Annotated in this window: 27 protein-coding genes and 1 pseudogene; 18 read left to right on the top strand and 10 right to left on the bottom strand. The window is 53.0% G+C overall.

Annotated features, from left to right (window positions below; all coding sequences use genetic code 11):
• Nucleotides 1–108: 108 nt before the first annotated feature.
• Nucleotides 109–2,100 carry a transketolase gene (gene tkt, locus FDW97_RS21480; protein ID WP_085048755.1) on the bottom strand — a complete coding sequence of 664 codons (1,992 nt, stop codon included), beginning with the start codon at nt 2,098–2,100 and terminating at the stop codon, nt 109–111.
• A gap of 279 nt (nt 2,101–2,379) precedes the next feature.
• On the opposite strand from tkt, the gene FDW97_RS21475 reads away from it, so the two are divergent.
• The gene (locus tag FDW97_RS21475) at nt 2,380–3,138 is read left to right on the top strand and encodes a M48 family metallopeptidase (RefSeq protein ID WP_137351599.1); all 759 of its coding nucleotides are present in this window, start codon (nt 2,380–2,382) and stop codon (nt 3,136–3,138) included.
• A 189-nt stretch (nt 3,139–3,327) separates the two neighbouring features.
• Here the strand turns inward: FDW97_RS21475 and speB are convergent, their stop codons facing one another.
• The 4 genes and pseudogenes from speB to FDW97_RS23735 form a co-directional block, all read right to left on the bottom strand.
• Complete coding sequence (gene speB / locus FDW97_RS21470; protein ID WP_003027056.1) at nt 3,328–4,248, bottom strand: agmatinase; 921 nt, start codon at nt 4,246–4,248, stop codon at nt 3,328–3,330.
• Between the two features lie 163 nt (nt 4,249–4,411).
• Entirely contained in the window at nt 4,412–6,388 is a 1,977-nt protein-coding gene (speA, locus tag FDW97_RS21465) for a biosynthetic arginine decarboxylase (protein WP_072014782.1), read from the bottom strand.
• Between the two features lie 8 nt (nt 6,389–6,396).
• Nucleotides 6,397–6,528: an acid stress response protein YqgB gene (gene yqgB, locus FDW97_RS21460; protein WP_064507034.1), complete on the bottom strand. Its 132-nt coding sequence runs from the start codon at nt 6,526–6,528 to the stop codon at nt 6,397–6,399.
• Between the two features lie 258 nt (nt 6,529–6,786).
• A pseudogene (locus FDW97_RS23735) lies at nt 6,787–6,888 on the bottom strand (hypothetical protein); the annotation flags it as partial.
• Nucleotides 6,889–7,305: 417 nt separating this feature from the next.
• On the opposite strand from FDW97_RS23735, the gene metK reads away from it, so the two are divergent.
• The 8 genes from metK (at nt 7,306) to ruvX (ending at nt 14,492) form a co-directional block, all read left to right on the top strand.
• Nucleotides 7,306–8,460: a methionine adenosyltransferase gene (gene metK / locus FDW97_RS21455; RefSeq protein WP_006686850.1), complete on the top strand. Its 1,155-nt coding sequence runs from the start codon at nt 7,306–7,308 to the stop codon at nt 8,458–8,460.
• Between the two features lie 402 nt (nt 8,461–8,862).
• Nucleotides 8,863–10,257: a galactose/proton symporter gene (gene galP / locus FDW97_RS21450; RefSeq protein ID WP_069324803.1), complete on the top strand. Its 1,395-nt coding sequence runs from the start codon at nt 8,863–8,865 to the stop codon at nt 10,255–10,257.
• 78 nt (nt 10,258–10,335) lie between these two features.
• Nucleotides 10,336–10,833: a SprT family zinc-dependent metalloprotease gene (locus FDW97_RS21445; RefSeq protein ID WP_137351598.1), complete on the top strand. Its 498-nt coding sequence runs from the start codon at nt 10,336–10,338 to the stop codon at nt 10,831–10,833.
• 94 nt (nt 10,834–10,927) lie between these two features.
• Nucleotides 10,928–11,635 carry a deoxyribonuclease I gene (gene endA, locus FDW97_RS21440; RefSeq protein ID WP_137351597.1) on the top strand — a complete coding sequence of 236 codons (708 nt, stop codon included), beginning with the start codon at nt 10,928–10,930 and terminating at the stop codon, nt 11,633–11,635.
• A 74-nt stretch (nt 11,636–11,709) separates the two neighbouring features.
• Nucleotides 11,710–12,441 carry a 16S rRNA (uracil(1498)-N(3))-methyltransferase gene (rsmE, locus tag FDW97_RS21435; RefSeq protein ID WP_038633593.1) on the top strand — a complete coding sequence of 244 codons (732 nt, stop codon included), beginning with the start codon at nt 11,710–11,712 and terminating at the stop codon, nt 12,439–12,441.
• Between the two features lie 12 nt (nt 12,442–12,453).
• The gene (gene gshB, locus FDW97_RS21430; protein ID WP_038633598.1) at nt 12,454–13,401 is read left to right on the top strand and encodes a glutathione synthase; all 948 of its coding nucleotides are present in this window, start codon (nt 12,454–12,456) and stop codon (nt 13,399–13,401) included.
• A gap of 111 nt (nt 13,402–13,512) precedes the next feature.
• Nucleotides 13,513–14,076, top strand: coding sequence for a YqgE/AlgH family protein (locus tag FDW97_RS21425; protein ID WP_032940453.1), 564 nt, complete (start codon nt 13,513–13,515; stop codon nt 14,074–14,076).
• Nucleotides 14,076–14,492 carry a Holliday junction resolvase RuvX gene (ruvX, locus tag FDW97_RS21420; RefSeq protein WP_038633601.1) on the top strand — a complete coding sequence of 139 codons (417 nt, stop codon included), beginning with the start codon at nt 14,076–14,078 and terminating at the stop codon, nt 14,490–14,492. Before FDW97_RS21425 ends, ruvX begins: the two co-directional genes overlap by 1 nt.
• Here ruvX and FDW97_RS21415 read toward each other — a convergent pair.
• Entirely contained in the window at nt 14,489–15,469 is a 981-nt protein-coding gene (locus FDW97_RS21415) for a type IV pilus twitching motility protein PilT (protein WP_137351596.1), read from the bottom strand. The genes ruvX and FDW97_RS21415 overlap by 4 nt on opposite strands.
• Before the next feature lie 17 nt (nt 15,470–15,486).
• On the opposite strand from FDW97_RS21415, the gene FDW97_RS21410 reads away from it, so the two are divergent.
• From FDW97_RS21410 to hemW, 5 genes are read left to right on the top strand one after another with little or no spacing between them, the layout of a single operon-like run.
• Nucleotides 15,487–16,191, top strand: a complete 705-nt coding sequence (locus FDW97_RS21410; protein ID WP_038633606.1) for a YggS family pyridoxal phosphate-dependent enzyme — start codon at nt 15,487–15,489, stop codon at nt 16,189–16,191.
• Nucleotides 16,192–16,209: 18 nt separating this feature from the next.
• The gene (locus tag FDW97_RS21405; RefSeq protein WP_038633609.1) at nt 16,210–16,776 is read left to right on the top strand and encodes a YggT family protein; all 567 of its coding nucleotides are present in this window, start codon (nt 16,210–16,212) and stop codon (nt 16,774–16,776) included.
• Complete coding sequence (yggU, locus tag FDW97_RS21400) at nt 16,773–17,063, top strand: DUF167 family protein YggU (RefSeq protein ID WP_003027101.1); 291 nt, start codon at nt 16,773–16,775, stop codon at nt 17,061–17,063. The genes FDW97_RS21405 and yggU overlap by 4 nt, the downstream gene beginning before the upstream one ends.
• A gap of 7 nt (nt 17,064–17,070) precedes the next feature.
• Complete coding sequence (locus FDW97_RS21395) at nt 17,071–17,664, top strand: XTP/dITP diphosphatase (protein WP_137351595.1); 594 nt, start codon at nt 17,071–17,073, stop codon at nt 17,662–17,664.
• The gene (hemW, locus tag FDW97_RS21390; RefSeq protein ID WP_137351594.1) at nt 17,657–18,793 is read left to right on the top strand and encodes a radical SAM family heme chaperone HemW; all 1,137 of its coding nucleotides are present in this window, start codon (nt 17,657–17,659) and stop codon (nt 18,791–18,793) included. Before FDW97_RS21395 ends, hemW begins: the two co-directional genes overlap by 8 nt.
• Before the next feature lie 116 nt (nt 18,794–18,909).
• Here the strand turns inward: hemW and ansB are convergent, their stop codons facing one another.
• The 4 genes from ansB to trmB form a co-directional block, all read right to left on the bottom strand.
• Nucleotides 18,910–19,956 (bottom strand): L-asparaginase 2, encoded by a 1,047-nt coding sequence (gene ansB / locus FDW97_RS21385; RefSeq protein ID WP_038633619.1) that lies wholly within the window; start codon nt 19,954–19,956, stop codon nt 18,910–18,912.
• A gap of 188 nt (nt 19,957–20,144) precedes the next feature.
• A complete protein-coding gene (locus FDW97_RS21380; protein WP_038633622.1) occupies nt 20,145–20,864 on the bottom strand; it encodes a DUF2884 domain-containing protein in 720 nt (239 codons plus the stop codon).
• A 49-nt stretch (nt 20,865–20,913) separates the two neighbouring features.
• Nucleotides 20,914–21,240, bottom strand: coding sequence for a YggL family protein (locus FDW97_RS21375; protein ID WP_038633626.1), 327 nt, complete (start codon nt 21,238–21,240; stop codon nt 20,914–20,916).
• Nucleotides 21,240–21,959, bottom strand: a complete 720-nt coding sequence (trmB, locus tag FDW97_RS21370) for a tRNA (guanosine(46)-N7)-methyltransferase TrmB (protein ID WP_038633629.1) — start codon at nt 21,957–21,959, stop codon at nt 21,240–21,242. Before trmB ends, FDW97_RS21375 begins: the two co-directional genes overlap by 1 nt.
• A 160-nt stretch (nt 21,960–22,119) precedes the next feature.
• Between trmB and mutY the strand changes: the two genes are divergently transcribed.
• From mutY to FDW97_RS21350, 4 genes are all read left to right on the top strand, one after another.
• On the top strand, nt 22,120–23,172 hold the full coding sequence (gene mutY, locus FDW97_RS21365) for an A/G-specific adenine glycosylase (protein WP_085048925.1): 1,053 nt from the start codon (nt 22,120–22,122) through the stop codon (nt 23,170–23,172).
• A gap of 27 nt (nt 23,173–23,199) precedes the next feature.
• Complete coding sequence (locus tag FDW97_RS21360; RefSeq protein WP_003027126.1) at nt 23,200–23,469, top strand: oxidative damage protection protein; 270 nt, start codon at nt 23,200–23,202, stop codon at nt 23,467–23,469.
• An 86-nt stretch (nt 23,470–23,555) separates the two neighbouring features.
• Complete coding sequence (gene mltC / locus FDW97_RS21355; protein ID WP_129694833.1) at nt 23,556–24,641, top strand: membrane-bound lytic murein transglycosylase MltC; 1,086 nt, start codon at nt 23,556–23,558, stop codon at nt 24,639–24,641.
• A gap of 210 nt (nt 24,642–24,851) precedes the next feature.
• The gene (locus FDW97_RS21350; protein WP_069324795.1) at nt 24,852–26,108 is read left to right on the top strand and encodes a nucleoside permease; all 1,257 of its coding nucleotides are present in this window, start codon (nt 24,852–24,854) and stop codon (nt 26,106–26,108) included.
• Nucleotides 26,109–26,151 lie beyond the last annotated feature (43 nt).

The raw sequence follows: 26,151 nt of genomic DNA, 5'->3' as shown, positions 1-26,151 counted from the left end.
TAAATGAAAAATAGATGAAAGATAAAATGCTTAACACACTTTTCTGCCGCAATCAGTGTCCAAAAAAAACGGGCCGCCTAAGCGACCCGTTTTCATCTGTAACCGTAATTACAGCAGTTCTTTTGCTTTCGCGACAACGTTGTCTACGGTGAAACCGAACTCTTCAAACAGCAGCTCAGCCGGAGCAGACTCGCCAAAAGTGGTCATGCCGACGATAGCGCCGTTCAGGCCCACGTATTTGAACCAGTAGTCAGCAATCCCCGCTTCGATTGCCACGCGTGCAGAAACGGCTTTCGGCAGTACGGATTCACGGTAAGCGGCATCCTGTTTGTCGAACGCGTCGGTGGACGGCATGGAAACCACGCGCGCCTTCACGCCTTCAGCTGTCAGTTTGTCCCACGCAGCCACAGCCAGCTCAACTTCAGAACCGGTCGCAATGAAGATCAGTTCCGGCTGACCAGCGCAATCTTTCAGCACGTAGCCGCCGCGAGCGATGTTCGCCAGTTGCTCTTCGGTACGTTCCTGCTGTGCCAGGTTCTGACGGGAGAGGATCAGCGCGGTCGGGCCGTCCTGACGCTCAACACCGTATTTCCACGCCACGGCGGATTCGACCTGGTCACACGGACGCCATGTGCTCATGTTTGGCGTCACACGCAGAGACGCAACCTGCTCTACCGGCTGGTGAGTCGGGCCATCTTCGCCCAGACCGATGGAGTCGTGGGTATAGACCATCACCTGACGCTGTTTCATCAGCGCAGCCATACGCACCGCGTTACGGGCATATTCTACGAACATCAGGAAGGTAGAGGTGTACGGCAGGAAACCACCGTGCAGGGAGATACCGTTAGCGATAGCGGTCATACCGAATTCACGCACACCGTAATGGATGTAGTTACCGGCGGTATCTTCGTTGATCGCTTTAGAACCAGACCACAGAGTCAGGTTAGAAGGTGCCAGGTCAGCAGAGCCGCCAAGGAATTCCGGCAGCAGAGGACCGAATGCTTCGATCGCGTTCTGAGACGCTTTACGGCTGGCGATCTTGGATGGGTTCGCCTGCAGCTTAGCAATAAACTCGTTCGCTTTCGCGTCGAAATCAGCCGGCATGTCACCTTTCATACGACGGGTGAATTCAGCCGCTTCCTGCGGGAAGGCTTTCGCATATGCGGCGAACTTCTCATTCCACGCAGCTTCTTTTGCCTGGCCTGCTTCTTTCGCATCCCACTGGGCATAAATTTCAGACGGGATTTCGAACGGCGCGTATTTCCAGCCCAGCTGTTCGCGGGTCAGTGCGATTTCAGCATCGCCCAACGGCGCACCATGAGAGTCATGGGTACCCGCTTTGTTCGGAGAACCGAAACCGATAATGGTTTTGCACATCAGCAGAGACGGTTTGTCGGTCACTGCGCGCGCTTCTTCAACTGCGCGTTTAATCGCGTCAGCATCGTGACCATCAACGCCACGAACCACATGCCAGCCATAAGCTTCGAAACGCTTAGCGGTGTCATCGGTGAACCAGCCTTCAACGTGACCATCGATAGAGATGCCGTTGTCATCGTAGAACGCAACCAGTTTGCCCAGCTTCAGCGTACCGGCCAGAGAACATACCTCGTGAGAGATACCTTCCATCATGCAGCCGTCGCCCATGAAAGCGTAGGTGAAGTGGTCAACGATGTCATGACCTGGGCGGTTAAACTGCGCCGCCAGCGTTTTTTCAGCGATAGCCATACCGACTGCGTTCGCAATACCCTGGCCCAGAGGACCCGTCGTGGTTTCAACACCTGCGGTGTAACCCACTTCCGGGTGACCCGGTGTTTTGGAATGCAACTGACGGAAATTCTGCAGTTCAGACATCGGCAGGTCATAACCGGTGAGGTGCAGCAGGCTATAAATCAGCATGGAGCCGTGGCCGTTAGACAGTACGAAGCGGTCACGGTCAGCCCAGGACGGGTTAGTCGGGTTGTGGTTCAGGAAATCACGCCACAGGACTTCGGCAATGTCAGCCATACCCATCGGGGCACCCGGGTGACCGGATTTGGCTTTCTGTACTGCGTCCATGCTCAGCGCACGAATAGCATTGGCAAGCTCTTTACGTGAGGACATTTTGACTCCAGATCGGATAATGAAGGCCACGCCCTAAACGACTTGACGACAGCGCGTTTTGGGCTACGCCGGAAAAAAGTGCCAACAATGTAACCCAAGCCGCGTGTCATGTACATGGAGCATCCTTTTACCGCTTCAGAAATCTCTGGATCATGCACGCATGTTGCGCAATCTTCTCGCCCGCTTATTGTTCTTTTCTTTATACTTATGCTGAGCGTCGGTTAACCTGCAAACGACGCATTTTTTAGAATAATCCTGACTTTGTGCGGAAGAGAAAAAATGAAAATTCGCGCTTTACTGCTTGCTACGAGCATGGCGGCGGCATTGGCCGGCTGCCAGAACATGGACTCAAACGGACTGCTTTCCTCTGGCGCAGAGGCTTTTCAGGCCTACAGCCTGAGCGATGCTCAGGTAAAAGCGCTGAGCGATCAGGCCTGTAATGATATGGACAGCAAAGCTACCATCGCCCCGGCTGGCAGCGAGTATGCAACGCGTCTTGGCAAAATCGCCTCCGCGCTTGGCGATAACATTAACGGCCAGCCGGTGAACTACAAAGTCTATATGGCGAAAGATGTAAATGCTTTTGCCATGGCGAACGGCTGTATCCGTGTATACAGCGGCCTGATGGATATGATGACGGATAACGAAGTCGAAGCGGTGATCGGCCACGAAATGGGCCACGTCGCGTTGGGTCACGTGAAAAAAGGCATGCAGGTTGCGCTGGGCACGAACGCGGTGCGTGCAGCGGCGGCCTCCGCTGGCGGCATTGTCGGCAGCCTGTCGCAGTCGCAATTGGGCGATCTTGGCGAGAAACTGGTGAACTCACAGTTCTCCCAGCGTCAGGAATCCGAAGCGGATGATTACTCGTATGATTTGTTGCGCAAACGCGGGATCAATCCGGCAGGCTTAGCCACCAGCTTTGAGAAACTGGCAAAACTGGAAGCCGGACGTCAAAGCTCCATGTTTGACGATCACCCGGCATCCGCCGAACGTGCGCAGCATATTCGCGATCGCATGAGCGCGGACGGAATTAAGTAATCTTCAAGCAGTGCCGGATGGCGGCGTGAAGCCTTATCCGGCCTACAGATTTCATCCCATTATCGGACGTAATTGGCGAAGTCAGTTTGGGCCCGGCCAGCGCACAGCCACCGGAGCGTACACGTAGTACGTGAGGATGGCGAGCACTGCCCGGACCCAAAATGACGAGTAAAATAGTCCGACTATTATTTATTCGCCTTTCTTCGCCGCCTGAATATACAGCATTTCCAGTGCTAACGTCGCCGCCGCCAGCGCGGTGATCTCAGACTGATCGTAAGCCGGTGCCACTTCCACCACGTCCATCCCCACGATATTCAGATCCTTCAGACCCCGTACCAGCTTGATCGCACGATCGGACGTCAGGCCGCCGATCACCGGCGTGCCGGTCCCTGGCGCAAACGCAGGATCCAAGCAGTCGATATCAAAGGTCAGGTACACCGGCATATCGCCGACGATCTGCTTAACCTGGGCGATGATGTCGTCCACGCTGCGATCGTTCACCTGGCAGGCATCCAGTACGGTAAAGCCATTATCTTTGTCGAACTCAGTGCGAATACCGATCTGTACAGAGTGATTCGGATCGATCAGCCCTTCATTTGGCGCAGTATAGAACATGGTGCCGTGGTCGAATTCGCAGCCGTTAGCGTAGGTGTCGGTGTGGGCATCAAAATGCACCAGCGCCATCTTACCAAAGTGCTTTGCGTGCGCGCGCAGCAGCGGCAGCGTGACGAAGTGGTCGCCACCGAAGGAAAGCATGCGCTTACCTGCAGAAAGCAGTTTCTCTGCGTGTGCCTGCAGTTTCTCACTCATTTCACGGGCATCGCCAAACGCATACACCAGATCGCCGCAGTCCACCACGTTCAGGCGCTCGCGCATATCGAAGTTCCATGGGAAGCGGTTGTGCTCCCACGCCAGGTTGGTAGAAACCTGACGGATTGCTGCCGGGCCATGGCGACCGCCCGCGCGGCCAGACGTTGCCATATCAAACGGTACGCCGGTGATCACCCAGTCGGCGTCGCTATCGTACGGCATGAAGTTCATCGGCAGACGCAAAAAACCAAAGGCGTTAGAAACCAGGGAGTTGTCGTATTGATGACCTAAGGTGCTCATGTGCTGACCTCTTGTAAAATCGGTGAAAAAAATCCCCTCCGCGTCGTTAAGCCCGACGAGGAAGGGATTGATTTACGTGACTACTTGTATAGGCGAATTATCGCCGTTAATTTGTACGGATTCAAGTGAGCGCCGCAAACGCAGCGCCACCGGGAATTTACCGTTATTCATCTTCCAGATAGGTGTATCCGTACAGCCCTGCTTCAAATTCTTCGAGGAACTGTTGTTGCAACTCGGCGTCCAGATCGGTGTTTTTCACCTGATCACGGAACTGCGTCAGCAGCGTTTTCGGATCCAACTGCACATACTGCAGCATGTCCGCCACGGTATCGCCTTCGTCAGACAGCTCAACTTCCACGCTGCCGTCAGGGAAGACAAACACGTCAACGGCTTCGGTATCGCCGAACAGGTTGTGCATGTTACCAAGGATCTCCTGATACGCGCCGACCATAAAGAAGCCCAGCATCGGCGGGTTCTCCGGGTCGTATTCCGGCATCGGCATGGTGGTGGCAATACCATCCCCGTCAACGTAATGGTCGATAGCACCATCAGAGTCACAGGTAATATCCAGCAGCACCGCGCGGCGCTCAGGCGCTTGGTTCAGCCCTTCCAGCGGCAGCACCGGGAACAGTTGGTCGATCCCCCACGCATCCGGCATTGACTGGAACAGTGAGAAGTTGACGTAAATCTTATCCGCCATCCGCTCCTGCAGCTCATCGATAATCGGGCGGTGCGCGCGATTGCTCGGATCGAGTTGTTTTTGCACATTATGGCACATGTTCAGATAGAGCTGCTCTGCCCACGCACGTTCCTGCAGGCTAAAGGTGCCAGAAGAGTAGCCAACGTGAATATCGTGCAGGTCCATCTGGCTGTCGTGCAGCCATTCACGCAGCGAACGACGCGTGCCCGGCTCGTGCATCTCCTGCCAGGTTTCCCACATGCTTTGCAGGGAGCGCGGCGCGTTGTCTGCCGGCGGCGTCGCTTCGGTAATTTCGCTACGCTCAACGCCAATGATGTTGGAGACCAGCACGGTATGGTGCGCGGTAACGGCACGACCCGATTCAGTGATCACTGTCGGGTGCGGTAGACCATGCTCTTCACAGGCATCGCCAATCGCCCAGATAATGTTGTTGGCGTATTCGTTCAGGCCGTAGTTTACGGAGCAGTCGGACTGCGAGCGGGTACCTTCATAGTCCACGCCCAGGCCGCCGCCCACGTCGAAGCACTGAATATTCACGCCCAGCTTGTGCAGCTCGACGTAGAAACGGGCCGACTCACGCACGCCGGTGGCGATATCGCGAATGTTCGCCATCTGCGAGCCAAGGTGGAAGTGCAGCAGTTGAATGCTGTCCAGACGGCCGCGCTCACGCAGAATTTCTACCAGTTGCAGTACCTGGTTTGCCGCCAGGCCGAATTTGGATTTTTCACCACCGGAGGACTGCCACTTGCCGGAACCCTGCGACGCCAGACGCGCTCGCACGCCCAGACGCGGAACGACATTCAGGCGTTCAGCTTCATCCAGCACGATGGCGATTTCAGACATCTTCTCGATAACCAGATAGACCTTATGGCCCATCTTCTCGCCAATCAGCGCCAGACGGATGTATTCACGATCTTTATAGCCGTTACAGACGATCACGCTACGGGTCATTCCGGCATGAGCCAGAACGGCCATCAGTTCAGCCTTGGAACCCGCTTCCAGTCCCAACGGTTCGCCGGAGTGGATCAGTGATTCAATCACGCGACGGTGTTGGTTGACCTTGATCGGGTAAACGAGGAAATAGTCACCGTTGTAGCCGTAGGATTCACGGGCGCGTTTGAACGCGGCGTTAATCGAACGCAGTCGGTGTTGCAGGATCTGCGGGAAACAGAACAAAGCAGGCAGACGCTGGCCCTGCGCTTCACGGGCTTTCACCAACTCAGCAAGGTCAACACGCGCTTCTGGTACGTCCGGATCCGGGCACACGCTGATGTGACCCAGTTCATTGACGTCATAGTAGTTATTACCCCACCAGGCAATATTGTAAGTACGCAGCATCTTGCTGGCTTCCTCGGAACTCATTGCAACCTCCTGCATGGAGCGTAGTACACCGTGTTCGCCTGCTGACGAAGGCGAACCCAAAGAAATGTCGTCAGACATAGCGAACCTCAAATTTTATTAACAAGTGTAAAACAGTTGACTACTATCGCAATCCAAAGACGCGATAACAACCCAAATACAGGCAGAATTTCCAGCAGATAGTGCTGACGCTCCGACTGTGCGACCGGTTTCTTTTTCATATCATTGTAAACACGTAACCGAACGTACTGCTGACAGTTCGGCGAAACCACGAGAAAACTCTTGTTTACCAAGAGCGCCCTTGTTCAGTTCTTAGTGACCGTTACCGGCTCTTGAGTCCTGAGATACGCCGAGATGGGTATACACTTCATCCTTCATGCAGCCTCTTTGTTGGCTACGCGCATTCGCCCCAGTCACGTACTACTCGTACGTTCAGGGGACTCATTCATTTGCCGCCTCGACGCAGCATAAATGATTTTGTGTATATAACATCGACAGGTATGCAAAACAGAGATGCAGATTGCGGGGGACATATGTACACCAGAACGGTGCGACAGATTCAGCAGAATACAACGGTTCATTATCTCGTATCACCTCCACGGTTGCTCCTCACGGAGAACCCACAAGCCAAAGCTATAGTTTTAACCCGGCTGGAAGTGGCAACACGATGAAAATGTCGTGTGCTTTTTGTATGAGCCGCGCGCCGCGTTTTATACCGACAACAGTACGAAAAAGCAAAAGATAAATGCACACATTGCCAGCACCGTCAGGAAAAATTTCCAGTTACATTTTCAGTACAATGCGACCTCAATCAAAAAAAGCTGGAAATCAGGCGAAGAACTGTCCTAAAATAGCCGTCCAGATGTTAATCCATCTATACCGATTAACACTCAGACTGCCAGTGTCCGTCATCTGCAGACTCATGGTAGAATCTTCTACACATGGCTATCCCACTCGACAGTTTGAGCTAACCAAATTCTCCTTAGGTGAAATTAAATATGGCAAAACACCTTTTTACGTCCGAGTCCGTATCAGAAGGGCATCCTGACAAAATCGCTGACCAAATCTCTGATGCCGTGCTGGATGCAATCCTGGAACAGGATCCGAAAGCACGCGTTGCCTGCGAAACCTACGTCAAAACCGGTATGGTTTTAGTTGGCGGTGAGATCACCACCAGCGCATGGGTCGATATCGAAGAGATCACCCGTAACACGGTGCGCGAAATTGGCTATGTGCATTCCGACATGGGTTTTGACGCCAACTCTTGTGCGGTACTGAGCGCAATTGGTAAGCAGTCTCCGGACATCAACCAGGGCGTTGACCGTGCCGATCCGCTGGAACAGGGCGCGGGCGACCAGGGCCTGATGTTTGGCTACGCCACCAACGAAACCGACGTGCTGATGCCAGCCCCGATTACCTATGCTCACCGTCTGGTGCAGCGTCAGGCTGAAGTGCGTAAAAACGGCACCTTATCCTGGCTGCGCCCGGATGCAAAAAGCCAGGTTACCTTCCAGTATGACGACGGCAAAATCGTCGGTATTGATGCGGTCGTTCTGTCGACTCAGCACTCTGAAGATATCGATCAGAAATCGCTGCAAGAAGCCGTTATGGAAGAGATCATCAAGCCGGTACTGCCGACTGAATGGCTGAATGCTTCTACCAAATTCTTCATCAACCCAACCGGTCGTTTCGTTATCGGCGGCCCAATGGGCGACTGCGGTCTGACCGGTCGTAAGATTATCGTTGATACCTACGGCGGTATGGCTCGTCACGGTGGCGGCGCATTCTCTGGTAAGGATCCGTCTAAAGTTGACCGTTCCGCAGCCTATGCGGCCCGCTACGTCGCGAAAAACATCGTTGCCGCTGGCCTGGCTGACCGTTGTGAGATTCAGGTTTCCTACGCAATCGGCGTGGCTGAACCGACCTCTATCATGGTAGAAACGTTCGGTACCGAAAAAGTGCCTTCAGAACAGTTGACCCTGCTGGTGCGTGAGTTCTTCGACCTGCGCCCGTATGGTCTGATTCAGATGCTGGATCTGCTGCACCCAATCTACAAAGAAACCGCAGCCTATGGTCACTTTGGTCGTGAGCATTTCCCTTGGGAAAAAACCGACAAAGCGCAACTGCTGCGTGACGCTGCCGGACTGAAATAATTCAGTCACGACTGAACGCTTATGCTTCTTAAGACCAGCCTCGGCTGGTCTTTTTTATGCCCATCTTCTCTCTGCCTCCCCTTTCCATAACAGCGCTATTAATCCTCTTTTTGAACGAAAATGAAAGCGATTACATTAAGCTGTGTTTCCTCCCTCTTCTAATTAACATAACCTGGCCATCTCTTGTGCATCATTGTTACATTACTTTTCAGTATTGTCTTAATTCCAGGCAAATAACTGTATCGTATTATTATAAAAACCTTATCTTTCAAGATCATAATTAATAATCGCCACGAATGCCAATGTAAGCGATTACACTAATGTGATGTGATTCGCATTTTTTTACCCCGTACTCACCTACCCTTAACATCAACAAAACTAGCTACCCAACCGGAGGGCATCATGCCTGACAATAAAAAAACGGGGCGTTCCAACAAAGCCATGACATTTTTTGTCTGCTTTCTTGCAGCCCTGGCTGGATTACTTTTTGGCCTGGATATCGGTGTTATTGCCGGCGCTTTACCGTTCATCACCGACGAGTTTCAAATTACCCCGCACACTCAGGAATGGGTGGTGAGCTCAATGATGTTTGGTGCGGCTGTAGGCGCTGTCGGCAGCGGCTGGCTCTCCTTCAAACTGGGGCGTAAAAAGAGCCTGATGATTGGCGCGATCCTGTTTGTTGCCGGTTCATTGTTCTCCGCCGCGGCACCAAACGTTGAAGTGCTACTGGTTTCCCGCGTTCTGCTGGGCCTGGCCGTTGGCGTTGCGTCTTATACCGCGCCGCTGTACCTGTCCGAAATCGCACCGGAAAAAATCCGCGGCAGCATGATCTCGATGTATCAGTTGATGATCACCATCGGGATCCTCGGCGCTTACCTCTCCGATACCGCGTTCAGTTATAGCGGCGCATGGCGCTGGATGCTGGGCGTAATCATTATCCCTGCTCTGTTACTGCTGATTGGCGTTATCTTCCTGCCGGACAGCCCGCGTTGGTTTGCAGCTAAACGTCGTTTTGTCGATGCCGAGCGCGTTCTGTTGCGTCTGCGTGATACCAGCGCTGAGGCCAAACGCGAACTGGATGAAATTCGTGAGAGTCTGCAGGTTAAACAAAGCGGCTGGGCGCTGTTTAAAGAAAACAGCAACTTCCGTCGCGCAGTGTTCCTTGGCGTGCTGTTACAGGTGATGCAGCAGTTCACCGGGATGAACGTCATTATGTATTACGCGCCAAAAATCTTTGAACTGGCGGGTTATACCAACACCACCGAGCAGATGTGGGGAACGGTTATCGTTGGCCTGACCAACGTGCTGGCAACCTTTATCGCCATTGGCCTGGTTGACCGCTGGGGCCGTAAACCTACGCTGATTCTTGGCTTTATCGTTATGGCTGTAGGTATGGGCGTACTGGGCACCATGATGCATGTGGGTATCCACTCCGCTGCCGCCCAGTACTTTGCCGTGCTGATGCTGCTGATGTTTATCGTTGGCTTCGCGATGAGTGCCGGTCCGCTGATTTGGGTACTGTGTTCTGAAATTCAGCCGCTGAAAGGCCGCGATTTCGGCATCACCTGCTCTACCGCAACCAACTGGATTGCTAACATGATCGTCGGCGCAACCTTCCTGACGATGCTGAACTCGCTGGGCAGCGCTAACACCTTCTGGGTCTACGGCGGCCTGAACGTCCTGTTCATCTTCCTGACCCTGTGGCTAATCCCGGAAACGAAAAACGTCTCTCTGGAACACATTGAACGTAACCTGATGAAAGGTCGTAAACTGCGCGAAATTGGCGCACACGACTAATCACTCAAGGCTTCCTCCCCAAGCGGGAGGAAGCCTTCCTCTTGCAGTCCCTTCCCTGTCGCACTATCCTCTGGCGTTATGAAAACCTCCCGACTTCCCATCGCCATCCAGCAAGCCGTTATGCGCAGCCTGCGGGAAAAACTCGCCCAGGCCAATCTCAAGCTGGAACGTCATTACCCGGAGCCAAAGCTGGTTTACCAACAGCGCGGAACCGCCGCAGGTACGGCGTGGCTACAAACTTACGAAATCCGCCTCAACCCGGTGCTGCTGATGGAAAACATCGATGCGTTCGTTAACGAAGTGGTCCCCCATGAACTGGCGCATTTGCTGGTGTGGAAGCACTTTGGCCGCGTCCCGCCGCACGGAAAAGAGTGGAAATGGATGATGGAGAGTGTGCTGGGCGTCCCGGCCCGACGCACGCATCAGTTTGAGCTGCAATCCGTGCAACGTAAAACCTTTGCTTACCGCTGTAAGTGCCAGGAACATCACTTGACCGTTCGCCGCCATAACCGTGTTGTTCGCGGTGAAGCTACCTACCGCTGCGTCCATTGCGGCGAACCACTGGTTGCAGAATAATATTCAGAATTATCAGGAACCTTTCTGATCTCGCTGATTGCATACAAGAACAACTTTCGCTACGTTGCGGGCTCGTTTTGACACGGAGTTCGTGATGTACCGTAATCTTTCTTTTGCCGCGGTCATGTTAGCCGCTGCGTTTTCTGGCCCGGTGTTAGCCGAAGGTATCAACAGTTTTTCTCAGGCGAAAGCAGCAGGCGTCAAAGTTAACGCCGATGCGCCGGGCGATTTCTACTGCGGTTGTAAAATTAACTGGCAAGGTAAAAAAGGGGTCGTTGACCTTGAATCCTGCGGCTATAAAGTGCGAAAAAACGAAAACCGCGCCAGTCGTATCGAATGGGAACATGTTGTCCCTGCCTGGCAGTTTGGCCATCAGCGCCAGTGCTGGCAGGACGGAGGACGTAAAAACTGCGCCAAAGATCCAGTCTATCGCCAGATGGAAAGCGATATGCATAACCTGCAGCCTGCAGTGGGTGAAGTAAATGGCGATCGCGCAAACTTTATGTACAGCCAGTGGAACGGTGGCGAAGGCCAGTATGGACAGTGCGCCATGAAGGTTGATTTCAAAGAGAAAGTTGCCGAGCCGCCAGCCCGCGCCCGCGGCGCTATCGCACGCACCTATTTTTATATGCGCGACCAATACAACCTGACGCTCTCCCGCCAACAAACCCAGCTTTTTAATGCCTGGAACAGGCAATATCCGGTTACCGACTGGGAGTGTGAGCGCGACGAACGCATTGCGAAGGTACAGGGGAACCATAATCCCTATGTGCAACGCGCTTGCCAGGCGCAAAAGAGCTAACCTACACTAGCGGCAATATTTTTAACCATGCCCTGGCCTTTCGCAGCCCAGGGCCATGACGCGGATGTTTAACTATGCGCATTCCTCGCATTTATCACCCTGAACCACTCGCTTCCGGCAGCCAAATTTCACTGTGTGAAGATGCCGCCAACCATATCGGTCGTGTGCTGCGTATGGGACCAGGCCAGGCGTTACAGCTGTTTGACGGCAGCAATCAAATCTTTGACGCCGAAATCACTCACGCCAGCAAGAAAAGCGTTGACGTGAAGGTGCTTAACGCCGAACTCGACGATCGTGAATCGCCGTTGCACATCCATCTGGGCCAGGTGATGTCGCGCGGCGAAAAAATGGAATTTACTATCCAGAAATCGATCGAACTGGGTGTAAGCCTCATTACGCCACTTTTTTCTGAGCGCTGCGGCGTTAAACTGGACAGTGAACGCCTGAACAAAAAGCTCCAGCAGTGGCAGAAAATCGCCATTGCCGCCTGCGAACAGTGCGGTCGTAACCGGGTGCCTGAAATTCGCCCGGCAATGGATCTGGAAGCATGGTGCGCTGAGCAGGACGAAGGGTTGAAACTGAACCTGCATCCTCGCGCCAGCGCCAGCATCAATACGCTGCCGCTGCCGGTAGAGCGCATCCGCTTGCTGATTGGCCCGGAAGGTGGGCTGTCGGCAGATGAAATTGCCATGACCGCACGTTATCAGTTTACTGATATTCTGTTAGGACCTCGCGTTCTGCGTACTGAGACAACTGCGCTCACCGCCATTACCGCGCTACAGGTGCGTTTTGGCGATCTGGGCTAACGGAGAAGAACAATGATCAAGCTCGGCATCGTGATGGATCCCATCGCAAGCATCAACATCAAGAAGGATTCCAGCTTCGCTATGCTGCTGGAAGCACAACGTCGTGGTTACGAAATTCACTATATGGAGATGGCCGATCTTTATCTGATCAACGGTGAAGCCCGCGCCCGTACGCGGACCCTGAGCGTAGAGCAGAACTACGACAAATGGTATGAGTTCAAGGGTGAGCAGGATCTCCCGCTGGCCGATCTGGATGTGATTCTGATGCGTAAGGATCCGCCATTTGATACTGAGTTCATTTACGCGACCTATATTCTGGAACGTGCAGAAGAAAAAGGGACGTTAATCGTCAACAAACCGCAGAGCCTGCGCGATTGTAACGAAAAACTTTTTACCGCATGGTTTGCCGACCTGACGCCAGAAACGCTGGTCACCCGTAACAAAGCGCAGCTAAAAGCCTTCTGGCAAAAACACAGCGACATCATTCTCAAGCCGCTGGACGGCATGGGCGGCGCATCTATTTTCCGTGTGAAGGAAGGTGACCCAAACCTCGGCGTTATTGCCGAAACGCTGACCGAACATGGTACTCGCTACTGCATGGCGCAGAACTATTTGCCAGCGATTAAAGACGGCGACAAACGCGTACTGGTCGTGGATGGCGAACCCGTTCCGTACTGCCTGGCGCGTATTCCGCAGGGTGGTGAAACCCGTGGCAACCTGGCCGCCGGTGGTCGTGGCGAGCCGCGTCCATTAACCGACAGCGACTGGGAAATTGCCCGCCGCATTGGCCCAACGCTGAAAGCGAAGGGATTAATTTTTGTCGGTCTGGATATCATTGGCGATCGCCTGACGGAAATTAACGTCACCAGCCCAACCTGTATTCGTGAGATTGAAGCAGAATTCCCGGTTTCAATTACCGGTATGCTGATGGATGCCATTGAGGCTCGTTTGCAAAAATAAAAGAACTCGCCGGTAGAAGGGATCCTACCAATACTCATAGTGACAGCGCTCGTATTTGTACGCATACTGGGCGCTGTTGCTTTTTTGAACCAGGAAACAGAACCTCTGACAATGAATTTACAGCATCACTTTCTTATTGCCATGCCTGCTCTCCAGGATCCGATTTTCCGCCGTTCCGTGGTGTATATCTGTGAACACAATGAGAACGGAGCAATGGGGATTATCATCAATAAACCTCTGGAAAACTTACAAATTGAAGGGATTCTGGAAAAGCTGAAAATTACTCCTGAAGCGCGCGATCCGGCTATTCGTCTGGATAAACCGGTGATGCTCGGCGGACCGCTGGCGGAAGACCGTGGGTTTATTCTGCATACCCCGCCGTCACGCTTTGCATCCAGTATCCGCATTTCAGATAACACCATCATCACCACCTCCCGCGATGTATTAGAAACCTTAGGTACGCAGGAGCAACCCTCTGAGGTGCTGGTTGCGCTAGGCTATTCATCATGGGAAAAAGGCCAGCTCGAACAAGAACTGCTGGATAACGCCTGGCTTACAGCCCCCGCCGATCTCAACATCTTGTTTAAAACGCCGATTGCCGACCGCTGGCGCGATGCGGCGAAACTTATCGGGATAGATATTCTGACCATGCCTGGCGTGGCGGGACATGCCTGATGAGCGGAACATTACTCTCTTTCGACTTTGGTACCAAAAGCATTGGCGTTGCGATTGGTCAGCGTATTACCGGTACCGCGAGACCCTTGCCCGCGATCAAAGCACAGGACGGTACGCCGGACTGGAATTTGATTGAACGTCTGCTGAAAGAGTGGCAGCCGGACGAAATCATTGTCGGCTTACCGCTCAATATGGATGGCACCGAACAACCCCTTACCGCACGCGCACGCAAGTTCGCTAACCGTATTCACGGTCGTTTTGGCGTTACCGTGACGTTGCATGATGAGCGTTTGAGTACCGTCGAAGCCCGCTCCGGCCTGTTTGAGCAAGGTGGGTACCGGGCACTGAATAAAGGTAAAGTGGACTCCGCTTCTGCCGTTATTATTCTCGAAAGCTATTTCGAGCAGGGCTACTAAAGCCGTCCCTGCGCCTGGCGCTGCTGCAGGCTTTGCGTAAACGTCTGCATGCCTGTCTGTTGCCCGGTTTGCATTACGCCGGGTAGCTGATGCGTTTTCCCTTCACGGATCAGGTTACCGACGGCGGGCGTGTTGATGAGCAGTTCGAATAGCGCCACGCGTCCTCCCTGCTTATCTTGTTCCAGCTTTTGCGAAAGCACTGCCCGCAGGCTGTCTGCCAGCTGATTACGCACCGGATCTTTCTCCGGTGCGGGAAAAGTATCCACCAGCCGCGCAATCGCCTGAGCCGCCCCTCGCGTGTGTAACGTTGCCAGCACCAGATGCCCGGTTTCCGCAGCCGTTAACGCCAGACGAATGGTTTCCACGTCGCGCAGCTCGCCCAGCAGAATGACATCAGGATCTTCGCGTAGCGCGCCGCGCAAACCGGCGGCGAAAGAAGCGCAGTGTACGCCCACCTCCCGTTGTTGAATGAGACAACGCTGGCTGGTGTGACGATATTCAATGGGATCTTCCAGCGTCAAAATATGTCCCGCGACGTGCTGATTAAGATATGCCACCATCGCCGCCAGGGTCGTTGATTTACCGCTGCCGGTAGCGCCGGTCACCAGAATTAATCCATTTTCACTGTGCAGCAGCTCAGGTAAGGCGGCGGGAGTCTGGAGATCATCCAAACATGGGCAATCAAGCGGCAATAGCCTTAGCGCCAGAGAGATTCCCTGCTGATGAACAAATGCGCTCGCACGCAGACGCCGTGAGTTCGCCAGCGTAATGGCAAAATCCAGCTGCCCCTGTTTCTGACACTGTACCTGTTGTTGCTCACTGAGCCAGCACATCAGCAACGTCTCTACGTCAGGCGTGGTAAACGGCGCGATTTCGACATTTCCGCGTATGCGCCAGCGCGCGGGCCATGCATTGCACAGGTGTAGATCCGACACGTTATGCTTTACACTAAGGGCCACTATTTCTTCCATATTCATATGAACATCCTCGGAAAATGAACGATATCGCGCATAACCTGGCACATGTCCGGGACAAAATCTCAGCCGCCGCGACGCGTTGCGGGCGGTCTTCAGAAGAAGTTACATTGCTTGCAGTCAGTAAAACCAAACCTGCGAGCGCCATCGAAGATGCCATTGCCGCAGGTCAGCGAGCCTTCGGTGAAAATTATGTTCAGGAAGGGGTGGATAAAATTCGCTACTTCCGGGAACAAGGCGTCAACGATCTGCAGTGGCACTTTATCGGCCCACTGCAGTCCAACAAAAGCCGTCTGGTCGCTGAACATTTTGACTGGTGTCATACGATTGATCGTCTGCGCATCGCTACCCGTCTGAGCGAGCAGCGCCCGGCGGAACTACCGCCGCTGAATGTGCTGATCCAGATTAATATCAGCGATGAAAACAGTAAGTCAGGTATTCCGCTGGCAGAGCTTGATGCACTGGCCGCTGAAGTCGCCGCATTGCCGCGTATTAACCTGCGTGGTCTGATGGCAATTCCGGCGCCTGAGTCAGATTATGTAAGGCAGTTTGAAGTTGCACAGCAAATGGCTGTAGCATTTACCGGGTTGAAAACACGCTACCCAGGCATCGACACCCTCTCACTGGGGATGTCTGATGATATGGATGCCGCAATTGCGGCGGGTAGCACGATGGTGCGCATTGGCACCGCCATTTTTGGTGCTCGTGATTACACTAAAAAATAAGGAAAACTAAGGAACACCATGAATACGTTGACCTTCCTGCTCTCAACGGTAATTGAGCTGTATACCATGGCGCTGCTGCTACGCGTGTGGATGCAATGGTCTCGCTGCGATTTTTACAACCCGTTCTCGCAGTTTATAGTGAAAATCACTCAGCCTGTTATTGGGCCGTTACGCCGTGTGATTCCCCCGATGGGGCCGATTGACAGCGCCTCGGCATTAGTTGCGCTCGTTCTCAGCTTTATCAAAGCCATCGTGCTGTTTAAGGTGGTCACGTTCCAGCCGATTATCTGGATCGCCGCCGTACTGATTGTCCTCAAGACCATCGGACTGCTGATTTTCTGGGTACTGCTGGTGATGGCGATTATGAGCTGGGTCAGTCAGGGCCGCAGCCCTGTTGAATATGTGTTGATCCAACTGGCGGACCCACTGCTGCGTCCTATTCGTCGTATCCTCCCGGGTATGGGCGGCATCGATTTCTCGCCAATGATTCTGGTTCTGCTGCTCTACGTGATTAATATGGGCATCGCGGAAGTGTTACAGGCGACAGGCAATATGCTGCTGCCGGGGCTGTGGATGGCGCTATGAGTGCCGTTACACCCTGCGACGACGGTCTGGTTTTACGGCTCTACATTCAGCCTAAAGCCAGCCGTGACAGTATTGTGGGTTTGCATGGCGACGAAGTAAAAGTCGCCATTACCGCCCCGCCGGTGGATGGGCAAGCGAACAGCCATCTGGTGAAATTTCTCGGCAAACAGTTCCGTGTGGCAAAAAGCCAGGTCGTTATTGAGAAGGGCGAGCTTGGCCGTCACAAACAGGTTAAAATCATTCATCCGCAACAGATCCCGCCCGAAATTGCGGCACTAACTGATTAGGTATCCCATGCAAAAAGTTGTCCTCGCGACCGGCAATGCCGGTAAAGTGCGTGAACTCGCCTCTCTTCTGAGTGATTTCGGACTTGATGTCGTTGCCCAAACGGATCTGGGTGTTGATTCTGCAGAAGAGACCGGGCTGACGTTTATTGAGAATGCCATTCTGAAGGCGCGTCATGCCGCGCAAATTACCGGACTGCCGGCCATTGCTGATGACTCTGGTCTGGCGGTGAACGCCCTGGGCGGCGCGCCGGGCATCTATTCGGCCCGTTATTCCGGCGAAGATGCGACCGACAGGCAGAACCTGGAAAAACTGCTTCACACCCTGCAGGATGTTCCTGATGACAAGCGCCAGGCACAGTTCCACTGCGTGCTGGTCTATATGCGCCACGCAGACGATCCAACGCCGGTAGTGTGCCACGGAAGCTGGCCGGGTATTATTACCCGTGAACCTGCCGGAAACGGTGGCTTTGGCTACGACCCGATCTTCTTTGTGCCGACTGAAGGGAAAACGGCGGCTGAACTGACCCGGGAAGAGAAAAGTTCAATTTCTCACCGCGGACAGGCGTTGAAGCTGCTGCTGGATACCCTGCGTAATGGTTAAGCTTCCGCCGCTAAGTCTTTATATTCACATCCCGTGGTGCGTGCAAAAATGTCCCTACTGCGACTTTAACTCGCATGCGCTGAAGGGCGACGTTCCTCATGACGACTATGTGCAGCATCTGCTGAGCGATCTGGATACTGAGGCGGCCCACGCCCAGGGACGTGAAGTAAAGACAATTTTTATCGGTGGCGGTACGCCGAGCCTGCTTTCTGGCCCGGCAATGCAAACACTGCTCGACGGCGTGCGCGCACGCCTGAAGCTGGCCGCGGATGCAGAAATCACGATGGAGGCGAATCCCGGTACGGTGGAAGCCGATCGCTTTGTTGATTATCAACGCGCTGGCGTAAACCGAATCTCCATTGGCGTACAGAGCTTTAGCGTCGCCAAACTTGAGCGCCTGGGGCGTATTCACGGACCGGAAGAAGCCAAACGTGCCGCGAATCTGGCGAGCGGTCTGGGGCTACGTAGCTTTAATCTCGATCTGATGCACGGCCTGCCGGATCAGACTCTGGAAGAGGCGTTGGGCGATTTGCAACAGGCCATCGCGCTCAACCCGCCGCATCTCTCCTGGTATCAGCTGACTATCGAACCCAACACGCTATTTGGTTCACGTCCGCCGGTATTACCGGACGATGACGCGCTGTGGGATATTTTTGAGCAAGGCCACCAGTTGCTGACTGCAGCGGGGTATCAACAGTACGAAACCTCAGCCTATGCGAAACCGGGCTATCAGTGTCAGCACAATCTCAATTACTGGCGTTTTGGCGACTATCTTGGCATTGGCTGCGGCGCGCACGGCAAAATCACTTTCCCGGACGGACGCATCCTGCGCACCACCAAAACGCGGCATCCACGCGGATACATGCAAGGACGTTACCTGGAAAGCCAGCGTGATGTCGCCGAAGCCGACAAGCCGTTCGAGTTCTTTATGAACCGTTTCCGGTTACTGGAGGCCGCGCCGCGTGCAGAATTCACGCAATACACCGGGCTTGCCGAAGACGTTATTCGTCGACAGATTGATGCAGCTATCGCCCAGGGTTACCTGAGTGAATGCGATGAATACTGGCAGATTACCCAACACGGTAAGCTGTTTTTGAATTCGCTGCTGGAGCTGTTTCTAGCGGAGTAATACGGTAACGATGTAGGCCGGATAAGGCCTTGAGCCGCCATCCGGCAAATTGCCTGATGGCGCTGCGCTTATCAGCCCTACAGGGTTAGGGCGATAAGCGCAGCCACCTGCATCGATTAATACTGATTAAACATTTCCTGGATCTGCTTAGGATCCTTGGTTTGCGTCAGCGCAAGCTGCAGCAGAACACGCGCTTTTTGCGGGTTCAGAGAACCTGAAGCCACAAAGCCGTATTTCGCATCATCAACTTCAGCATCCTGCGTGGTGGAGCCGGTTGGTACACGGGAGGAACGCACCACGACGGTACCTTTATGCGCGGCAGTGGCCAGCGTATCGAATACCGTTTTATACAAGTTGCCGTTACCTACACCCGCACTGACGATACCCGCATAACCCGCGTCGACCAGCGCTTTGGCTGGCAGATCCGAGGCGTTAGCGTAGTTGTAAACAATCCCCACTTTCGGCAGTTCGGTCAGCTTAGACACATCGAACGGAGTAGACGTGGTGTGCTTACGCGCAGGCGTACGCTGGTAGTCAATCTTGCCGTTATGGATGTAGCCCAGCGGGCCATAGTTAACGGATTTGAAGGTGGCTACATCGGTAGTGTTGGTTTTGGTCACGTCGCGACCATCCATCACGGTGTCGTTCATCACCACCAGCACGCCACGGTTGGCAGAGGCTTTGTCTGCAGCCGTCACCACTGCGTTATACAGGTTGAACGGGCCATCGGCGCTCATCCCTGTAGACGGACGCATTGCACCCACCAGCACTACCGGCTTGTTGCACTTGACGGTCAGATCGAGGAAATAGGCGGTTTCTTCCATGGTATCCGTACCATGCGTCACCACAAAACCATCGGTTTTATCACACTCGGTGTTAATCTTTTTCGCCAGCGTTAACCAGACGTCGTCATTCATATCCTGAGAGCCGATGTTCACCACCTGCTCGCCTTTAACAACCGCGATGTCTTTCAACTGAGGTACGGCTTCAACCAGATTCTCTACGCCTACCTTGCCTGCCGTGTAGTTAGATTTTGTCGCGGAATCACCACCGCCGGCAATGGTCCCGCCGGTTGCTAAAATAGTGATGTTTGGCAGTGCAAGCGCCGCGCCGCTGAAACCCATAACCAGTGCGGCAAGTGCCGTTTTCTTGAAAAACTCCATGTTATTTCTCCAGTTACTTGAATTTGCAGCATTATGTCTATCTTACAGATGAATAATGTGACGGTATCCAATTAACCAGATTTATATCTCCATCAAATTGCCATTCTTAGAGATGGATATCAAAAAAACAGAAAGATACAAAATAAAACGGCACAGAATGTTTCTGTGCCGTTAAAAAGAGGTGAAAATTATTTCAGCGTGCTAACCAGCGTTTTACGATCGTTTTCCAGCGTCACGACGCGGGCGCAAACATCTTTGCCAAACTGCTGGAAGTCTTGTTCCTGATTCTTCCATTCGTTCTGAATTGACGTTTGCAAACCACCGAGGCTCCCGAGCACGCCCTGCAGCGGGTTACCGCCGCCTTTGAGCACAGCTTTGGCACCCATCTCGTTGATGCTGTCCTGCAAAATGCCGCCCATCGCCTGATTCACTAATTGCTGCCCGTCGGCGCGGACCTGGTCAATCGCCTTATAGTGGAAGGTCAGCCCATCAGTACGATGTTCAATGATGCGGTTCATCTGCGCTTTCAATTGCGCATCCAGCTTGGTTAAGCGGCCACGCATGTTGCTGCTTTCACCGACCTCTTTGGCGATGATTTTGTCCAGCGCCACGCGACCTTTCTCTACGCGCGCTCTGGCACCTTCGTCAATCCACGGCAGGCTGCTACGCAACGCGGCCTGATAATCTTTAGCCTGCTCACGCTGTGCGGCGTTCAGGTTGTACTGCTTACCGTTAAAGGTGACATCGCCGGCCTGGGTAATAACCAGATCGCCGTTTTCGCCTTTCACCTGCACCGTTTGTGGGTTCAAAATCACATCGTCACGTGGGGTGACGCTGCACTGATAATCGGCATGTGCGGCCATCGCCGTGAACGTTAGGACTGCCGCCAGCAGCGTTTTGCGCATCATATCTTTCCCTCAATACAAATCGGGCCGGCATTTGCCGACCCTGTGCTACTTAGTCCCACCAAATATCGAAAAGTTCGCTGGTGCGCACTTCTTCAAGTTTATGCTCTTCCAGCCACTTACGGACGATTGCCTGATGTTCTTCGGTGCATTTGCCGATTTCCTGCAGACAGATCAGACCTTCCCAGGCCAGATAGCCGCTGCCGTCAAAGGCCAGTTTGTTCGGTTCGATAACCTCATCGATAAAGTCATCAACGATTTTATCGACCTGCTCTCCAGATGTACCTTCCGGGAAACGCCATGCAACCGAAAATCCTATTTCCTGGAATTCGTCGATATGCATTTTTTTACGCAAACGACGGCTACGGTTCTTTGCCATTATTTCACCCTCTCGAACATTAAGTCCCATACGCCGTGGCCAAGACGATGACCACGTTGTTCAAATTTGGTTACCGGGCGCGATTGTGGGCGCGGTACATAATCGTTACTCTCTGACTGGTTTTTATACCCGTCGATAGAGGACATCACTTCCAGCATGTGCTCCGCATACGCTTCCCAGTCGGTTGCCATATGGAACACGCCGCCCAGCTTCAGCTTACTTAAGATATGCTCAGCAAACGGTACCTGAACGATACGGCGTTTATTATGACGTGCTTTATGCCACGGGTCAGGGAAAAACAGCTGAACCATAGATAAAGAATTGTCAGGAATCATTTTATGCAGGACTTCAACGGCATCATGGCACATGACACGCAAGTTCTCGACGCCCTCTTCATGGGCTGAAGCCAGACACGCGCCAACGCCCGGCGAGTGAACCTCGATGCCGAGGAAATTCTGTTCCGGACGCGCTTTCGCCATCGCCACCAGCGAAGCCCCCATCCCAAAACCAATTTCAAGCGTGACTGGCGCATCGCGACCAAACAGCGCAGCGAAATCTACAGGCTCTTCGCTGAACTCAACGCCCATCACCGGCCAGTAGTTTTCCAGCGCGTGTTCCTGCCCTTTCGTCAGTCGCCCCTGGCGACGAACAAAACTACGAATCCGGCGCAGAGGGCGGCCGTTTTCATCAAATTCCGGTGAAATGACGTCGTTCTTCATAAAAGTTTAGTCTGCTGTGTTTGAGTTCTGAAAACGGGCATTATCCAAAGTTAGTTGCCGGATGCAAGTAAAGGAAGAAAGTGAGCAGCGGAAAGTTCCGGTTTACACCCCGTTGCCGCTGTGCTGCAATCTTGCCCCCGGCAATAATGAAACGGTAATCATGCAAGCCTCTCAATTTTCAGCTCAGGTTTTGAGCTGGTACGACAAATACGGGCGCAAGACGCTGCCCTGGCAAATTGACAAGACGCCTTACAAAGTATGGCTCTCTGAGGTGATGCTGCAACAAACTCAGGTTGCCACCGTTATCCCCTATTTTGAGCGCTTTATGGCGCGCTTTCCGACGGTAACGGATTTGGCCCATGCGCCGCTGGATGAAGTTCTGCATTTATGGACCGGGCTGGGCTATTACGCCCGTGCGCGCAATTTACATAAAGCCGCGCAGCAGGTTGTGGCGCTGCATGGCGGTACTTTTCCGCAAACCTTTGATGAAGTCGCCGCCCTGCCAGGCGTTGGACGCTCGACCGCAGGCGCTATCCTTTCACTCTCTCTGGGTCAGCATTTTCCGATTCTTGACGGTAACGTCAAACGCGTGCTGGCTCGCTGTTATGCTGTAAGCGGCTGGCCGGGGAAAAAAGAGGTCGAAAAGAAACTGTGGGAACTGAGCGAGCAGGTTACGCCTGCCCACGGCGTTGAGCGTTTTAACCAGGCGATGATGGATTTAGGCGCTATGGTTTGTACACGTTCAAAGCCTAAATGTTCGCTGTGTCCGCTAGAGAATGGCTGTGTAGCGGCCGCCAATGCAAGCTGGGCGCTGTATCCTGGTAAAAAACCCAAACAGACGTTACCGGAACGTACGGGCTATTTTTTACTGCTGCAGCATGATGACGAGGTGTTGCTATCGCAGCGTCCGCCCAGCGGCTTATGGGGTGGTTTATACTGTTTTCCTCAGTTTGACGACGAAGATGGGCTGCGTAAGTGGCTGGCGCAACGGCAAATTAACACAGATAATCTGATCCAACTTAATGCGTTTCGCCATACCTTTAGCCATTTCCACTTAGATATTGTGCCTATGTGGCTTCCCGTGTCTTCATGCACCTCATGCATGGATGAAGGCAACGCGCTCTGGTATAACTTAGCGCAACCGCCATCTGTTGGGCTGGCGGCTCCCGTGGAGCGTTTGTTACAGCAATTACGTGCCGGTACACAGGTTTAACGTAGCGGTCGAAAGAGAGGATTTTTTATGAGCAGAACGATTTTTTGCACTTTCCTGCAACGCGAAGCAGAAGGTCAGGATTTTCAGCTGTACCCAGGCGATCTGGGAAAACGCATTTATAACGAGATTTCTAAAGAAGCCTGGGCGCAATGGCAGCACAAGCAAACCATGCTGATTAACGAGAAGAAACTCAATATGATGAACGTCGAGCACCGTAAACTGCTGGAGCAGGAGATGATCAACTTCCTGTTTGAGGGTAAGGACGTGCATATTGAAGGCTATACACCAGAGTCATAAGAACCGTTGCCGGATGGCGCTGCGCTTATCCGGCCGACGATTTAATCTGGTCCTTGCATATAACAAACACAACACGCACTCCCGGAATGATGAAAAAATATCTCGCGCTTGCCGTTATTGCGCCGTTGCTCATCTCCTGTTCCAGTTCGACCAAAAAAGGCGATTCCTATAACGAAGCCTGGGTCAAGGATACCAACGGTTTTGATATTCTGATGGGGCAATTTGCCCATAACATTGAGAATCTGTGGGGATTTAAGGAAGTGCTGATTGCGGGTCCGAAGGACTACGTAAAGTATACCGATCAGTACCAAACCCGCAGCCACATCAACTTTGATGACGGTACGATAACCGTCGAGACCATTGCCGGAACAGATCCTGCCGGGCACCTGCGTCGGGCGATTATCAAGACGTTGCTGATGGGCGATGATCCGGGTTCTATCGATCTCTATTCCGATGTCGACGACATTAAGATTTCCAAAGAGCCGTTCCTGTACGGACAGGTGGTCGATAATACCGGCCAGCCAATTCGTTGGGAGGGACGTGCCACCAACTTTGCCAACTACCTGCTGCAAACGCGACTTAAAAGCCGCAGCAATGGCCTGCGTATCATTTATAGCGTAACGATCAATCTGGTACCAAACCACCTTGATAAGCGCGCGCATAAATACATCGGCATGGTGCGTCAGGCATCGCGTAAGTATGGCGTTGACGAATCGCTGATTCTGGCCATCATGCAAACCGAATCCTCGTTTAACCCGTATGCGGTCAGCCATGCCGATGCGCTGGGACTGATGCAGGTGGTACAACACAGCGCCGGGAAAGATGTTTTCCGCTCGCAAGGGCGCTCAGGCACACCTAGCCGCAGCTTCCTGTTTGACCCGGCCAGCAACATTGATACCGGCACGGCTTATCTGGCCATGCTCAACAATGTCTATTTGGGCGGCATTGATAATCCAACCTCGCGTCGCTATGCGGTGATCACCGCGTATAACGGCGGTGCCGGCAGCGTGCTGCGCGTGTTCTCGAATGATAAAATTCAGGCCGCGAATATCATTAACAGCATGTCCCCTGGGGACGTTTATCAAATCCTGACCACCCGACACCCATCAGCTGAATCACGCCGATACCTTTACAAGGTCAATTCCGCACAAAAATCATATCGACGCCGCTAATGTATCCCTCTTCTGGCCCCTTAAACGAGGTTCAGAAGAGGGAAAAGTGTTAACTCCATCACTCTTTTGCCTTGCAATTAGAAATTGTTTGCAAATATTTGTCACAGGTAACAAAAAAAGAGTGCTGCTCGTTGATAGAATCACATCATATAGCCACGGCAAATGTGCCTTTTAAAACATTCATCCGCATTACGGTGTGAGGAAATTAACATGAATCTTAAGCTGCAGCTGAAAGTTCTCTCGTTTCTGCAGTTCTGCTTATGGGGTAGTTGGCTGACTACTCTCGGCTCCTATATGTTTGTCACCCTTAAATTCGATGGTGCATCCATTGGCGCGGTGTATAGCTCGCTGGGGATCGCCGCCGTGTTTATGCCTACGCTATTAGGGATCGTAGCCGACAAATGGGTCAGTGCGAAATGGGTATACACCATTTGTCACCTGGTCGGTGCCGCAACGCTGTTCGCCGCAGCCGAAGTCACCACGCCAGGCGCCATGTTCTTTGTGATTTTGCTTAACTCGCTGGCCTATATGCCAACGCTGGGGCTCATCAACACCATCTCCTACTATCGTCTGCAATCAGCCGGGATGGATATCGTTACCGATTTCCCGCCAATTCGTATCTGGGGCACCATCGGCTTTATCATGGCGATGTGGGGCGTAAGCTTCTCCGGCTTTGAACTGAGCCATATGCAGCTGTATATCGGTGCGACGTTGTCTGTGGTACTGGCGCTGTTCACTCTGACGCTGCCGCATATTCCGGTCGCCAATCAGCAGAAAAACCAGAGCTGGTCGTCTATGCTGGGTCTGGATGCCTTTGCGCTGTTTAAAAACAAGCGCATGGCGATTTTCTTCATCTTCTCAATGATGCTGGGCGCGGAGCTGCAGATTACCAATATGTTTGGTAATACCTTCCTGCACAGCTTCGACAACAACCCGCTGTTCTCTGGTAGCTTTATCGTTGAACACGCATCGGTGATGATGTCGATTTCACAGATTTCTGAGACCCTGTTTATCCTGACCATCCCATTCTTCTTAAGCCGTTACGGTATTAAGAACGTGATGCTGATCAGTATCGTCGCGTGGATGCTGCGCTTCGGCCTGTTTGCCTACGGCGATCCGACGCCGTTCGGTACCGTACTGCTGGTTCTGTCGATGATTGTTTACGGCTGCGCCTTCGACTTCTTCAACATCTCTGGCTCAGTGTTCGTGGAGAAAGAAGTTCGCCCTGAAATTCGTGCCAGTGCACAGGGTATGTTCCTGATGATGACCAACGGCTTCGGTTGTATTCTGGGCGGTCTGGTGAGCGGCAAAGTGGTTGAACACTATACGCTGAACGGTATTACCGACTGGCAGACCGTGTGGCTAATCTTCGCAGGTTACTCGCTGGTTCTGGCATTTGCCTTCGTTGCGCTGTTTAAATACAAACACGTGCGCGTTCCGGCAGGCACGCAGACCATCGCACACTAATCTTTATAATGAAAGAAGGTCACCATCAGGTGACCTTCTTTTT

The sequence above is a fragment of the Citrobacter sp. wls708 genome (genome assembly GCF_005281255.1).
Taxonomy (GTDB): Bacteria; Pseudomonadota; Gammaproteobacteria; order Enterobacterales; family Enterobacteriaceae; genus Citrobacter; species Citrobacter werkmanii.
The sequence above is the reverse complement of the archived record's forward strand: the minus strand, read 5'-3'. Positions and strand labels throughout refer to the sequence as shown.